Raw genomic sequence first — 14740 nt, forward strand, 5'->3', positions numbered from 1 at the left:
GTCGGTGTGGTCACACCCCCGATTCTTCCACGCCCACCCTCCAGGACGGTTCCTCCTCCATGTCCGACCCAGTCGCCGACACCCCCGACACGCAGGGCGAGGGCCCCGCCGTCGATCCCACCTCCTCCGAGCACGATGTCGTCGTCATCGGGGCCGGCCCGGCCGGGCTCACCGCAGCGTTCCAGTTCCACAAGCACGGCGTCGCCTCCACGATCATCGAGGCCGACGACATGGTGGGCGGCATCTCCCGGACCGCCCAGCGCGAGGGCTGGCGCTTCGACATCGGCGGCCACCGCTTCTTCACCAAGGTGCAGCCGGTCGAGGACCTCTGGCACGAGATCCTCCCCGACGAGGACTTCCTGATGCGACCGCGCAAGAGCCGCATCTTCTACAACGGCAAGTACTTCGACTACCCGCTCAAGGCCACCAACGCCCTCAAGAACCTCGGCATCCTCGAGGCCGTCCTGTGCGTGTTCTCGTACGGCTGGGCCCGCGTCCGTCCGCCGAAGGACCAGACCAACTACGAGGGCTGGCTGGTCGCCCGGTTCGGCTGGCGCCTGTACCGCACCTTCTTCAAGACCTACACCGAGAAGCTGTGGGGCGTGCCCGTGAGCGAGATGCCCGCCGACTGGGCCGCTCAGCGCGTGAAGGGCCTCTCGCTCGGCAACGCCATCGTCAACGCCCTGCTGCCCCGGAAGAACCAGAAGGACATCACCTCGCTCATCGAGGAGTTCCAGTACCCCAAGTACGGGCCCGGGATGATGTGGGAGGTCTGCCGCGACAAGGTCACGGCGCAGGGCTCCAAGGTGGTCATGGAGACCTCCGTCACCAAGATCAGCCACTCGGACGGCAAGGCCACCAGCGTCGTCGCCACCCACAAGGGCGGCGGCACCACCGAGTACCCGGCCACCGAGGTCATCTCCTCGATGCCCATCTCCCACCTGCTCGAGGCCATGGACCCGCCGGTGGCGCCCGAGGTCAAGGCGGCCGCCGCCGACCTGCGCTACCGCGACTACATGATCGTGGCGCTGGCCATGCCCGAGGAGCTCATCGGCTTCGACGACAACTGGATCTACATCCACGACCCCAAGGTGCGCACCATGCGCATCCAGAACTTCGGCTCCTGGTCCCCGTACATGGTCAAGGAGGGGCGCAACACCCTCGGCCTGGAGTACACGGTCTGGGAGGGCGACGACGAGTGGAACGCCGACGACGACTGGCTGATCGAGCGGGCCAAGAAGGAGCTCGAGCAGCTCGGGCTCTGCAAGGCCGGCCAGATCGAAGGCGGCTGGGTGGTCCGCCAGGCCAAGGCGTACCCGATCTACGACGACCGCTACCGAGCCAACGTCGACATCCTGCGCGGCTGGTTGGCCGAGCACGCCAGCAACGTCCACCCCGTGGGCCGCAACGGCATGTTCCGGTACAACAACCAGGACCACTCCATGTTCACGGCCATGCTCACGGTCGAGAACATCGCCACCGGCACCACCCACGACGTGTGGGAGGTGAACGTGGAGGAGGAGTACCACGAGGAGGCCACCTCGTCGGTGAAGGAGAAGTTCATCGCCGAGAAGGAGGGCCGGGCCCCCGGCTCGCACGGCACCGGCCGTGACGCTCCCGTGATCAAGCGCGACGTCATCGACGCCCACAAGCCGGCCACCACGATCCCCGATGATCTGGCCGCCATGGACCACGACGCCGGCACCGAGATCGAGGGCGAGACCGGGGTCTGACCCCGGTTCCGGTCCGCTGGCCTCCAGCGGACCGGTCCCCCACCCCGCCGCGTGCCGCCACCGGATCGGGCGCGCCGGTCCTCGGTGAGCCGGTCCTCTCGCCGCGTGCCCGCTGCCGCGAGGCCAGGCGCCAGGTCCCGCGTGGATCCGGTCTTCAGCTCCCGGCGGCCTCGGCCACCGGGGCCGGCAGATCGGCGGCCACGAGGGCATCCTCGGGGGGACCAGACGTCCGTCGCTGCCGTCGGCGCCACAGGACATCGATGACGATGTCGGCGCCGAGGGCGACCACCCCGGTCATGGCGATGGGGTGGATGCGCTCGAGCTCGCCGACCCACTCGATGCCGGGCGCGATCTTGTAGCGGACGAGCAGGGCGGTGGCGTAGAGGACCGAGGCCCCCAGCAGGCCGGCCGGGATGAACGAGAACGCGACCCGGTAGCGGTGGTGCCGGGCGGCGAGCCCGGCGGCGATGGCGAGGGGCAGGGCGGCGACGAGCGGGAGCACGAGCAGCGAGGCCACCAAGATGCCCACGCCGGTGCCGATGGCCACCGGCACCGATGCCGGCACGCCGCCGAACGGGCGGCGGAGGTCGAGCGTCACATCGGCCTCGTCACGGTCGCGGGGCCGACGGATGATCAGGAGCAAGCAGGCCACGATGCCGATGGCGGAGATGCCCAGCGCCAGGTCGACCCGCTTCTGCGGGTTGAAGTCGAGGGTGACGACCTCGGACGAGCCCGTGGGGTGCACGAGCCAGCCGTTGGCGTAGCCGTCGACCAGCTGCGGGGTGCCGAGGTCCCGGCCGCCGGCCACCTTCGCGGTCCAGCCGTCGGTGTTGCTCTGGGCCAGGATCAGCCAGGTGGGCTCCCCCGCCTTCAACCCGCTCATCTTCACCTGCATGTGATCGCGGCCGGCGTGGGTGACGGTGACCTGGGGGTCGGCCTTCGCCGCGGCGGGCACCGGCTTGGTGGCCGGGGAGGTGACGACGAAGCGATCGATGTCGATGCCGGACTCGATGCCGGACACCGCCTCGAGCTTGTGGTCGCCGGCGCTCAGGTGGATGGGCTGGTCGCTGCAGGGCTCGACGGTCATGGGGTCGCCCTCGACCGCCTGGGCGGTGGTGCCGTTGATGCGCACGGGCACGGGCTTGCCGTCGATGGTGATCAGATCGTCGCGGCAGCGGTCGTCGAACGCCTTGGGGGCCTTGGGCACCTGCAGGCCCTTCAGGCCCAGCTCGGCGATGGCGAACGGGTGGTCCACCGGCTTGGAGGAGGTCCAGTCGATGGAGCTGATCTCGCGGACCTTGGCGACCTGGACGTCGAGCGCGGTGCCCTTGGTGGCGGGCAGGTCGATCGGGACGGTCACGGTGTGGCCCGGCTCGGTGCCGTCGGTGATGGCGGGGAGCACCGGGGTGGCGACGACCTTGCCGTCGACCTTCACGATGAGGTCGGTGGGCACCGAGTGCCGGCCGTCGGCGACGATCTGCATGTCCATGTGGTCGAAGGTGTGGGGCTTCGACGTGCTGACGATGATGTGCTCGTCGGTGACCCGGGCGTAGGGCCCAGTCCACGCCGTGGTCGGGTCGCCGTCGAGCGCGGCGCTGGCGCGGTCGGTGCGCGTGCCGCTCAGCCGGCGGGTGGAGTCGACGCTGACGTCGTCGCTGGTGGTGCCGAGGACCTCATCGAGGGTGAGGTCGTCGGTCCGGGCCGAGACCCGGGCCGCGCCGCTGACCTCGAACGAGCGCCCCGCCGGCACCCGGAACTGACGGGAGAGCGCCAGCTCCTCGTCGCCGCGGGTGCGGTCGGTGGGGTCCTGGCGGAGCCGGGTCATGAGGTAGGTGAGCTCAGCCGACGTGGCGGCGCCCTGGCCCGCGTGGTGCACCGCATCGACGAGGTCGGTGGGCATGCGCTCGACCTCGGTGATCACCGGCGAGTTCGAGCCCAGCTTGATCTCCGAGAACCCGACCGGCCCGGCATCGTCGTAGCGGATGGGGTTGTTGAGGCTGTCGGCCAGGAGGGTGATGGTGACCTTGCTCGTGGTGCGCTTGCCGACGTCGACCCGCTGGCCGGGGTTCAGCCGCGACTGCGGACCGAGGTCGACGTCCATGGGCTTGCCGTCCCCGAAGTCGACCCGGACCTTGGTGAGGGCCCGCTGGGTGGTGTCCTCGGGGAGCTGGTACAGCACCAGGTGGTCGAGCTTCAGCGGCTTGTCGAGGGTGAGGACGAGCTTCTCGCCCCGGGCATCGCTGAACGCGGCGGTGGCCCAGGCCGTCTCCGGATCGCCGTCGATGGCCAGCGCCGGCCGCACGTCGGCCGCGAACGTGATCGGGTTGCCGTAGGAGGTGGCGTCGGCCTGGACGCCCCCGCCCTGGATGGTGAGGGTCTTGGCGTCGTCGCCCGAGCCGGGGAAGCGCGGCAGGCGGTTGTCGGTGGGGCTCGTCGCGAGGGGCTTCTCCCCCGCCCGTTCCGTGTACCCCCGCGTGTGGCGCAGCCCGCCCCAGCGCTCGCCCCGCTCGCGGTTGGTATCGGTGACGATGAGGCTGGCGCCCCTGGCGACCTCGGCCTTGACCTCGGCCTGCTTGAGGCTGGCGCTGTAGCGGATCAGCTCGGAGCCGTCGATCAGGCGCGCTGTGGCCGCGTTCACGATCCCGGCGCCGTCGCCCGAGAGCAGCACGGCGCCGGCGGCGGGCTTGGCATCGACGATCTTGGGCACGTCCTTGACGGGCACGATCGCCACCGCCGGGCTGTCGGGCAGCCCGCTCTCCTCGGTGAGCCACGTCTCGTCGCGCATCTGCAGCCGGGCGTCGGGATCGTTGGGGGTGGGCCTGGTCATCTCGATCGGCGTGCCCGTCCCCGGGGCCGCCTTCATGAGGCTCCAGACCAGCTTCGGCCGCGCCAGGCTGTAGCGCTCGTACTGAAGGTCGCCGCGGACGACGATGTCGCCGGCGCGCATGAGCCGGGCGATCGGGGCGATCGCCTGGGGCTCGAGCGTGCGCTCCTGCATCAGCAGGTCGAAGTCGTTCAGGAAGTCGGCGGAGGGTGGCGTGCCGTAGGGCACCAGCTCGCGAGCGACGTAGGGGCGGTCCATGAGCCCCGGGGTGATCGGATCGACCGTGTTGCCCCAGCGGTAGGACGCGAAGTCGCTGCCGGGCACCTCGAGCACGCGGGTGCCGTCGTCGCGCTTGTCGAGGAGCGCCGCCGTCTTCTTCCAGTAGTCCGGGATCTCGTCCTTGCGGGAGAGGCTGTCCTGGACGATCGACCGCTGCCACAGCGGCACCATGCCGATCACGGAGGCGAGGACGACCACCGCCGCCAGCGGGCGGGCGATCTTGGGCACGCGGATGGCCACGTAGGCGATCCCGCCGGCGATCAGCACCGCCGACGCGAGGGCGATCAACGGCACGGCGCGCGGCAGGCTCCGGAAGGCCAGGCCGCGCTCGGTGCCGAGGAACGCCTTGATCACCTTGCCGATGGGCGAGGGATCGTCGAACGGGTGGGCTCCCACCGACACGACGGTGCCGACGACGAGCAGGGCGGCGAAGAAGCTCCGGTACCGCCACTTCCCCAGCGATGCGCTGGCCAGGGCGAGCAGCGGAACGATGAACGTGATGACGAAGATGACCGGCCGCTGCGTGTACTGGAAGCTGGGCTCGATCCAGAGCTGGCGCTTGTCGCCGCCGTAGAAGAACCAGTACCCGAGGCCGCGCAGCACCTCGAACGACACCGAGGTGCGGGCCACCACCTCGGCGGACTCGCTGTACTTGACGATGTCGATGCCGTTGGTGGCCTGCACCGACAGCCCCGACAACCACCACAGGCTCGTGACGGTGGTCAGGAGCCCGATCTGGGCCACCGAGGTGACCACCCGCCGGAACGACGACTCTCGCGACACCACCGCCCAGACGACCCACATGGCGGGCGCGATGCCCACGAGCGCGAGGGCCGTCAGGTTGACGCTGCCCACCGTGCAGACCACGAGCGCGAACAGGGCCGGGTAGCGCCAGCCCCGGGTGCGGATGGACATGATCGTGAAGGCCAGCAGCCAGGGGAGGCCGATGGCGGGGAGCAGCACCCCGGACAGCCGGCCCAGGTAGGCCACCGCGTAGGGGCTGAGGCCGAAGGCGAGCGCCGCCGGCCAGATGGCCACCGCCGGCATCTCGAAGCGGCGCAGCAGGTAGGCGACGCCGCTGATCGCCGCGAAGAGGAGGGTGCCCCACCACAGGCGCTGGGCGACCCAGTCCGGGACGCCGAGCTTGTCGAACGCCCAGAACCACGGGCCCATCGGCCAGAGGTAGCCGATGGTCTGGTGCGAGACCGTGCCGAGGCCCACCGACGGGTCCCACATCTCCCATGCCCGGCTGAGCAGCCGGCTCGGGTCGAGGTACAGGTACGTCTTGGTGTCGGCGCTGACCCAGCCCGGCCGGGTGACCAGGAACGGGATGTACGAGATGGCGGCGACGAGCCACAGCGGCTTCCACGACCCCGAGGGATGCGGGGTGCGCACCTCTGCGTCGTCGGGCTCCGGGTCCACTGGATCGGTGCTGGCAGGTGCCACCCGGCCAGCCGGGGGTGACGAGTCGGTCATCAGGGGGCCACTGGTCCAGAGGTCGGGATTTCGAAGCGGGAGCCACCGTAGCCGCCGCCGTCGCCTGCACAGCAGGCAGGTACAGTCGCTCCTCCATGACGGCATCGCCTCTACGACGTGTCGCCGCCATGCCGGCGTGGCTCGATGCAGTCGTCCTCGGTGTGGTCGCCTACCTGCCGTTCCTCCTGTCGTCTCCTGGACGCGTGAGCTCGGACAGCAAGCAGGCGCTGTACGTGCACCCGGGCCAGTTCGTGCGGGACGCTGCGTACCTCTGGGACCCCTCCGTCGCGGCCGGCACCGTGCCCCACCAGCACATCGGCTACCTCTGGCCGATGGGCCCGTGGTTCTGGGCGTTCGACACCCTGGGGGTGCCGGTCTGGGTGGCCCAGCGCCTCTGGCTCGGCACGCTCACGTTCGCGGCGGCGATGGGGGTCCGGTGGCTCATCCGGTCGATGGGCATGGCCCGGACCACCGCCCTCGCCGCCGCGCTCGTCTACGCCCTCACGCCGTACCAGCTGGCCTTCACCGCCCGGACGTCGGTGCTGCTGCTCCCCTGGGCCGGGCTCCCCTGGCTCGTCGAGCTGACCCGGAGAGCGGTCCGACGAGGGGGCTGGAGGCATCCGGCCGCGTTCGCCCTGGTCACCTTCACGGTGGCCGGCGTCAACGCGCCCTCGCTGATCCTCGTGGGCCTCGCTCCGCTGGCGGTGCTGGTGGAGACCGCGCTGATCCGGCCGGAGCGCCGCCGGGCGGCTCTGGGCGCCGGGCTCCGGATCGCCGCCTTCTCGGTCCCCGTGTCGGCCTGGTGGCTGGCCGGGCTGAAGCTGCAGGGCACGTACGGCATCCCCGTGCTGCAGCTCACCGAGAGCCTGCGGACCGTGGCCGAGAAGTCCACGCCCGACGACGTCCTGCGCGGCTTGGGGAACTGGTTCTTCTACGGCTCCGATCGCGGCGGATCGTCGGTCGACCAGGCGAGCTACTACGTCGACAAGCCGGTGGCCGCTTGGCTGAGCTACCTGGTGCCGATGGTGGCGCTCGCCACCGCCGCCGTGGTCCGCTGGCGCCACCGGATCCTGGCCGTGCTCATGGTCCTCTCCGCGGTCGTCGCGGTGGGTGCGTGGCCGTACGACGATCCCAGCCCGTTCGGCCGGCTGTTCAAGGCCTTCGCCGACGGCACCTCGGCGGGCCTGGCGTTCCGCAACTCGCCTCGCGTGGTCCCGGTGCTGGTGCTCGGGATGGCCCTGCTCCTCGCCGCCGCCATCACCGCCCTGCCCGAGCGCGGCCGGCTCTGGGGCGCGGCCCTGGTGGCCCTGATCGCCTGCGCCGGGCTCACACCCGTCGTCAAGACCGGCATGCTCTCGAGCTCCGTGGACCGCCCGGAGGACCTGCCGCAGTACTGGCTCGACGCCGCCAAGCACCTCGACGCCGCCGGCAGCTCCACCCGCGTCCTCGAGCTGCCGGGTGCCAACTTCGCTGCCTACCGCTGGGGCAACGCCATCGAGCCGATCACCCCGCTGCTGATCAACCGGCCCTACCTCGCCCGCGAGGTCCTCCCCTACGGGTCTCCGCAGTCGGCGCTCATGCTCGATGCGCTGGACCGCCGGCTCCAGAACGGCGTCCTCGATCCGGCGAGCGTCGCTCCGGTGGCCCGGCTGCTCGGCGTGGGCGACGTCGTGCTCCGCAACGACCTCGAGTACGAGCGGTTCGGGATCCCCAGCCCCGACACCGTGTGGGGCGAGCTGGCCGAGCCGCGGGCCAGCGGCCTCGGTGCGCCGGTCACCTTCGGCACGCCCACGGCCAACGTCGGTGACCAGCGCTACGACCCGCTCACCCCCGCCGACCTCCACAGCAGCAGCACGCTCGATCGCACCACGCCCCTGGCGCCCGTCGCCGTGCTCCCCGTCGAAGATGCCCAAGCCATCGTCCGCACGGCATCGGTGCAGCAGTCGATCGTGATGGCTGGCGATGCCGACGGCATCGTCGACGCAGCCGCTGCCGGCATCCTCGACGGGCGCTCGCTGGTGCTGCTGTCGGCCGGGCTCACCGACCAGCAGGTGCGCCGGGCGGCCGCCGCCGACGGCCACCTCGTGCTCACCGACTCGAACCGGCGCCGCATCCAGACGTGGTTCAACTCGCTCAAGGAGACCCGAGGCCCCACCGAGCAGGCGGGCGAGACCATGGTCGAGCCGTCGGGGTACGACGCCCGGCTCGACGCGTTCCCGGGCTCCACCGACGACGAGCGGACCGTGGTGGAGCAGCTCGGCGGCACCACCCACGCCACCTCCAGCGGTGGAGCCGCTCGACCGGCAGAGCGGCCCGCGGCGGCGTTCGACGGACGCCTCTCCACGTCGTGGCGGATCGGTGGTCCCGATCCCCGCGGCCAGCAGATCACGGTGGCGCCCGAGAAGCCGCAGGCCGTCGACCACATCACCGTGGTCCAGCCCCAGGACGGCCCCCGTGACCGCGTCCTGACCCGCATCCGGCTGCACTTCGACGACGGCACCACCAGCGACGTCGCGCTCGGGCCCGAGTCGCTCGAGCCCACGGGCCAGGTGATCTCGTTCCCGAAGCGGACCATCAAGCGGCTCGGCCTCGAGATCCTGGGCACCTCGGATCCGGGTTTCGACCCGGCGCTCGCCAACGCCGTCGGGTTCGCCGAGGTGAAGGTCGGCGACCTTCGGATCGAGGAGACCGTCCGCCTCCCGCTCGACCTGCTGCACGACCTGGGCCGGGCCAGCGACGCCCGCTCGCTCGACGTCCTCCTGACCCGCCTGCGGACCGATCCGAGCGATTGGCAGCTCCCCGACGACGAGGCCCGCCTCGACCGCACCTTCGTGCTCCCCTCGAGCCGATCGTTCGGGATCGTCGGGACCGCTCGGCCGGCCGAGGGCGCCGGCGATCCCGCCATCGACCAGCTGCTCGGGACCGACGGTACCGCCACCTTCTCCTCGTCGAGCCGCCTCCAGGGCGCCCCGGACGCCCGGGCCTCCCGAGCGTTCGACCGAGACCCCAAGAGCGCGTGGACGACGGCGTTCGGCGGCATCGAGAAGCCCTGGATCCAGGTGCAGGCCGCCGATCCCGTCACGTTCGACGAGGTGACCATGGGCATCGTCGCCGACGGCCACCACTCCCTCCCGTCCACGATCGCGGTCGAGGTCGACGGCAAGGTGGTCGCCCACCGGAAGCTGGGCCCGATCGCCGAGGGCACCGACCCGGGCCACGTGACCACCGTGAAGATCCCCCTCGGCGACGCCGTGGCCCGCGGCCGCAAGGTCCGGTTCGTCATCGAGGACCAGGACGAGCGCAGCACGCCGAAGGATGCGCCCGGGAGCTCGGCCCTGCCCATCTCGATCACCGACATCCGCGGCGGCACCCTCCCCATCGCCGCCAAGGCCGGCAGCGTCGATCGGGCCTGCCGTGACGACCTGGTGTCGGTCGACGGCCGTCCGCTCGCGGCCCGCCTGTCGTCGCGGGCCGCCGACGGGACCATGGCCATCGATGCGTGCGACCCCGTCACCCTCCACGCCGGCTCGAACCGGGTCCTGACCACCCTCGGGGAGCGCACCGGCGTCGACGTCGACGTGCTCCGCCTGATGTCCGCCCCCGGTGGCGCACCGGCCGCCGCCGCCGTGCGGGGCGGCGCCGCCTCGACGGCCCGCATCGTCAAGGACCCGGTGGTCCACCGCACGTCGGTGAGCGCCACCGTCGCCCCCGATGGCGATCCGTTCTGGTTCGTCCTCGGCCAGAGCTACGACGCCGGGTGGAAGATCGACGTCGAGGGCGGCACGGCCGGCCCACGGACGCTGGTCGACGGCTATGCCAACGGCTGGGCCATCACGCCCGACGGGTCCGGTCCGGTGACGGTCCACCTGACCTGGACGCCGCAGCGGACCGTCTGGATCGCCATGGCCCTGAGCCTGCTCACCATCGTCCTGGCCGGCGCGATCCTGATCTTCACGCCTGGCGACGAGCACCACGTCGGCCATCCCGCCGCGCAGCTCCTGCGCCAGCGCAAGGCGGTGTCGCCCTCCACCCGGTTGGTGCTGATCTCCGGGGCCGTCACCTTCGCCGCCGTGCTGCTGATCAGCCGGCCGTGGATCGCGGTGGTGGCGGCGGTGGCCAGCATGGTCATCGCCCGCTGGCCGGTGGCCACCTGGGCCGCCGCCGTCCTGGCGCCGGTCACGCTGGCCATCGCCCACGGGCAGCACCGACCCGAGCTCGGCTGGCTCGCCCTCGCCTGGGTGCTCGCCGCGGTGGTGGCCGACGAGCTCCAGCTCAGGACCCGGGCACGACCTCGACCGTGAGGCGGGAGTCGGGCACATCGTCGTGCCAGACGACCGGATAGCCGGGCTTGCGGTACGACTCGGCCTGGAACACCGTGCCGGGCTGCAGCGCCCGGGTGATGGCCCCACCCTGCACGAGCAGCTCGTACTTGAGCTTGGGGTGGGCGTGCGCCGCCGGGCCGGTGGCGCCGTAGCCCACGATGAAGCGCGGGGTCGATCCGCCCTCGGGCACCAGGATCCCGTGGCGGCCGAGGGCCTTCGCATCGGTCCCCAGCGTCCAGTGGGTGACGACGGCCTCGCCCTTCTTCACCCCGGTGACCACCTGGCGAGCGACCTCCTTCGACCCGAAGCTCACCGCCACCGACACCGCGCCGTCGCGCCCGGCGGTGGTGGTGAGCGACACATCGACGGTCTTCCCGCGGACGATCGTGAGCGGGACGAGCTCGACGCCGAACCGGGCGTTGTGCTCGGACGGGGCGAGGTCGGTGCTGGGCACGGTGGCCCGCTGGACGTACGCCGTGCGCTCCGGGTGGGCCTCGACCAGGTTGATCAGCGACGGGTCGGTGGCCAGGGCGTAGAGGATCGGGTCGTCGTGCTCCGCGCCGTTGCGCCCGAACGGGTTCGAGAACATGAGGTACGGCTCGGGCGACACCACGACGAGCGCCGGCTCCTTCAGGTCCTTCGTGGAGTCGGACCACGCCACCTGCATCTGGCTGAGCTCGCGGTTGCGGGCCAGGCGACCGATCCCGATCGGGACCGTGATCAGGACGGCGAGGACGGCGAGGACCGCGGTGGCGCGAGGCCAGCGCCGGGCCGCGTAGACCGCCCCCTGGGCCATCAGGACGCACAGGGGCACGTAGATCGGGATGTAGTAGATCGGGCCGCTGATCCGCGTGGTCAGCGACGAGACGTGCGTGCCCCAGAACGGGAAGTAGGCGATGGGGAAGCCGGCGCAGATGGCCACCAGCAACCAGGTGGACCGATCCTTGGCGAACTTCACCACGGCCAGCACCGCGGCCACCACCCCGACGTACGCCCCGAACAGGAACCAGGGCAGGAAGAAGGCGTTCTTGGCCGACCGCTTCACCCCCAGGAGCGGGGTGTACCGGAACGAGTCGAGGTCGGGCATCAGCCGCCTCGGCCCGAAGCCGAACTTGTCGAGCGGGTCGGCGGTGGTGATGGGGAACTCGGCCGGGTGGCCCGTGAGGAACACGTTGTGCCCGAGCTGCAGCACCATGAACGGCACGACGCCCGCGAGGAACGGCAGCACGAGGCGCAGGTGCTCGCGCCAGCGCTTGCGCTCGGTGACGACCACGTACCCGCCCAGCACCGCGGCCCACACCACGGCGTCGTAGGTGCGGGTGATGATGATGACGCCGAGGAAGACGCCGCCCAGCGCCACGCGCCAGCGCGAGCTGAGGCGCAGACCGGCGAGGAAGTACGTGGCGAACAGGGCGCCGAGGCCCGTGGCGAACATGTAGGTCAGGTACACGCCGCCCTGGATGGCCACGATCGGTGAGAGCAGGAAGAACGAGCCGGCGATGGCGGCGATCCGGCGGTCCCGGGTGACCTCGTTGGCCAGCGCGTAGGTGCCGACCACGGCGAGCACGCAGGCGAAGGCGAGGGTGAACGCCGGCCAGCCGATGACCTGGCCGACGAGGATGGCGAGCGGCCAGCCGAGCGGGTACTGCGAGAAGAAGACGCCGTCGCGGTGGGCGCTCAGCCAGGGGTGGAACAGCGCCGGGTAGCCGCCATCGGTCGCCGTGAGGTGACCGTCGCGGAGCAGGCTCGTCTGCCACAGGTACACCGGCTCGTCGCGGTTCCAGCTGTAGTGCGGGTACACGAAGTGGTTCGACAAGATGGCGACGATGGCCGCGGCCACCGCCAGGAACACCACGAACCACGGCGAGTGCAGCGCGACGTCGATTCGCCTCAGGACGGGGTGCGTCCTCCGTTCTGGGGGCATCCGGCCGAAGCTAGCGCGCGGCCCTCCGGAACCAAGAGCCACGGAAGGGCGGTCAGACCGCCGCGACCGGCGCCTCGACCGGCTCCCCGACCGACGCTTCGGCCGGGTCGTCACCGGCACCGCCGCGGGACCGGACGAGCGTGGCCGCGGCGAGGATCAGGAGGGGGATGGCCGGGACCTTGAAGCGGCTGTCGCCGAAGAACGCCAGCGGGATCAGCGCGGTCATCAGCGTGACCCCCACCAGGAACAGGTCTTCGGGGCGGCGGCGCCACGCCAGCTGCACGAGGCCCGCCACACCGGCCACGACCACGAGCCAGTATGCCGTGTCGGCCACGCGCACCAGCCGGTGGTCGGTGGCGGGAGCGATCCACCGGTTGGACCCGTACGACTGGGCGGCGGTGAGGCCGTCGTGGTCACCGTCGCGGACCCACGTGAACCACACCTTCTGCCACAGCAGCCAGGGCTCGCGGCCCGGATCGGTGCGCATGTACTCGAGCGCGCTGCGCACCTTCTCCTTGTCGGCGGTCACCTCGCCGTCGGGCCCGTCGAGCAGCGACATCTTGGTCTGGCAGCTGGCCGGGAAGGCGAAGCCGCCGGTGGCCTCGACGGCGTGGCCGATGCACAGGTTCTCGCCCATGTTGTCGGAGATCAGGACGAACTGGTGCATCCGGATCTCGTTGCGGATGGTCCACGGCAGGATGCACGCCGCCACTGCCAGCAGCAGGACGAGGGTGGAGCGCAGCAGCACCCGGCGATCGTGCGTGGCCAGCCACCAGACGACCACCACCACCGGCACCATGGCCAGGGAGATGGGGCGGACCATGACGGCCAGGCCCAGGACCACGCCCGTGAGCGCCACCCGGCGCTTCGACAGCCCGTCGGGCCACCGGGTGGTGACGAACAGCGCTGCGAACGCCAGGAACAGGGTGTTGTAGAGCGTCTCGCCGAGGATGACGCCGCTGTGGAAGATCAGGTTGGGGTAGAAGGCCAGCCCGAGGGCGGCGGCGATGGCAGCCCCCCGCCCGGCCAGGCGCCGGGCCACGATCGCGCCGAACACCACCGAGGCGGCGCCGAGCACCGACTGCACCAGCACCACGGCCATCACCTGGTCGTGGGAGAACGGGCGCGACACCCAGGTGACGATGCCGACGAACCACGGGTAGCCCATCGGGTAGTACGCCGTGGGGTAGTTGTGCGGGGTGGTGAAGGGCTCGATGTAGCCCTTGCCGTCGGCGATGGCGTTCCCGTAGCCGAGGTAGCGCAGCGGGTCGTAGATCCCGACCGGGGTGCGCGCCGCCCACACGGCCCAGACCACCCGCACCGCGAGGGCGAGGACGGCGATGATGGCGACGGCCCGCCAGGTGGGATCGGCCCACAAGCGGCGGACCCGGCCCGTGCGCGCCAGATCGACCGGTTCGCTGTCGAGGCTCACCGGGTGGACCGCACCCGCCGGATGCGCTCGCGGACGCCCCACGCGCTGACCAGGAGCATCGACTCGGCGATGATCCGCACCGACATCTTGGAGGTGCCGAACGCCCGGTCGACGAATGTGATGGGGACCTCGACGAGCACCTTGCCCTGGCCGGCCATGCGCAGGGCGAGCTCGCTCATGAACGCGTACCCGCTCGAGCGGGTGGTGCCCACGTCGATCGAGGTCAACGTGTCGGCCCGGTACGCACGGAACCCCGAGGTGGCGTCGTGGATCTTCAGGCGGAGCATCCACGAGGTGTAGCGGTTGCCGTAGCGGCTGAGCGATCGGCGATGGGCCGGCCAGTTCGGGGTCGAGCCCCCCGGCACGTAGCGGCTGCCGATCACGCAGTCGGCGCCCTCGGCGATGCGGGCCACCATCCCCGGGATCTCCTCGGGATCGTGCGACAGGTCGCAGTCCATCTGGATCACGACGTCGGGGTCGCCGGCCAGGGCGACGGCGAACGCCTCGCGGTAGGCGGCCCCGAGGCCCTCCTTGGACCGGCGGTGCAGGACGGTGACATCGCCCATCTCGGCACCGAACTTCTCGGCCAGCTCACCGGTGCCATCGGGGCTGTTGTCGTCGACGACGAGGATCTCGGCATCGGGCACGGCCGCCCGGGCGGCGGTCAAGAACCGCTCGATGTTGAGCGCTTCCTGGTAGGTCGGCACGACGATGATGCTCCGCACCGGGCGATGGTAACCCGCGCACCCC

General features: G+C 71.3%; 6 protein-coding genes. 2 read left to right on the top strand and 4 right to left on the bottom strand.

From position 1 onward, the window contains the following. Positions 1-59: 59 nt before the first annotated feature. The gene (locus ACPPVX_RS00880) at positions 60-1733 is read left to right on the top strand and encodes an NAD(P)/FAD-dependent oxidoreductase (protein WP_426572993.1); all 1674 of its coding nucleotides are present in this window, start codon (positions 60-62) and stop codon (positions 1731-1733) included. A 154-nt stretch (positions 1734-1887) separates the two neighbouring features. On the opposite strand, the gene ACPPVX_RS00885 is transcribed toward ACPPVX_RS00880, so the two are convergent. Beyond that, on the bottom strand, positions 1888-6231 hold the full coding sequence (locus ACPPVX_RS00885) for an alpha-(1->3)-arabinofuranosyltransferase domain-containing protein (protein ID WP_426572994.1): 4344 nt from the start codon (positions 6229-6231) through the stop codon (positions 1888-1890). A gap of 176 nt (positions 6232-6407) precedes the next feature. On the opposite strand from ACPPVX_RS00885, the gene ACPPVX_RS00890 reads away from it, so the two are divergent. Further along, entirely contained in the window at positions 6408-10613 is a 4206-nt protein-coding gene (locus tag ACPPVX_RS00890) for an alpha-(1->3)-arabinofuranosyltransferase domain-containing protein (RefSeq protein WP_426572995.1), read from the top strand. Here ACPPVX_RS00890 and ACPPVX_RS00895 read toward each other — a convergent pair. From ACPPVX_RS00895 to ACPPVX_RS00905, 3 genes are read right to left on the bottom strand one after another with little or no spacing between them, the layout of a single operon-like run. Beyond that, positions 10585-12558 carry a hypothetical protein gene (locus tag ACPPVX_RS00895; RefSeq protein WP_426572996.1) on the bottom strand — a complete coding sequence of 658 codons (1974 nt, stop codon included), beginning with the start codon at positions 12556-12558 and terminating at the stop codon, positions 10585-10587. The genes ACPPVX_RS00890 and ACPPVX_RS00895 overlap by 29 nt on opposite strands. A 52-nt stretch (positions 12559-12610) precedes the next feature. After that, the gene (locus tag ACPPVX_RS00900; protein WP_426572997.1) at positions 12611-13990 is read right to left on the bottom strand and encodes a glycosyltransferase family 39 protein; all 1380 of its coding nucleotides are present in this window, start codon (positions 13988-13990) and stop codon (positions 12611-12613) included. Then, positions 13987-14715, bottom strand: coding sequence for a polyprenol monophosphomannose synthase (locus ACPPVX_RS00905; RefSeq protein WP_426572998.1), 729 nt, complete (start codon positions 14713-14715; stop codon positions 13987-13989). The genes ACPPVX_RS00900 and ACPPVX_RS00905 overlap by 4 nt, the downstream gene beginning before the upstream one ends. Between the last annotated feature and the right edge of the window lie 25 nt (positions 14716-14740).

Source organism: Aquihabitans sp. McL0605 (assembly GCF_049993875.1).
In the GTDB taxonomy this organism is placed as follows: Bacteria; Actinomycetota; Acidimicrobiia; order Acidimicrobiales; family Iamiaceae; genus Aquihabitans.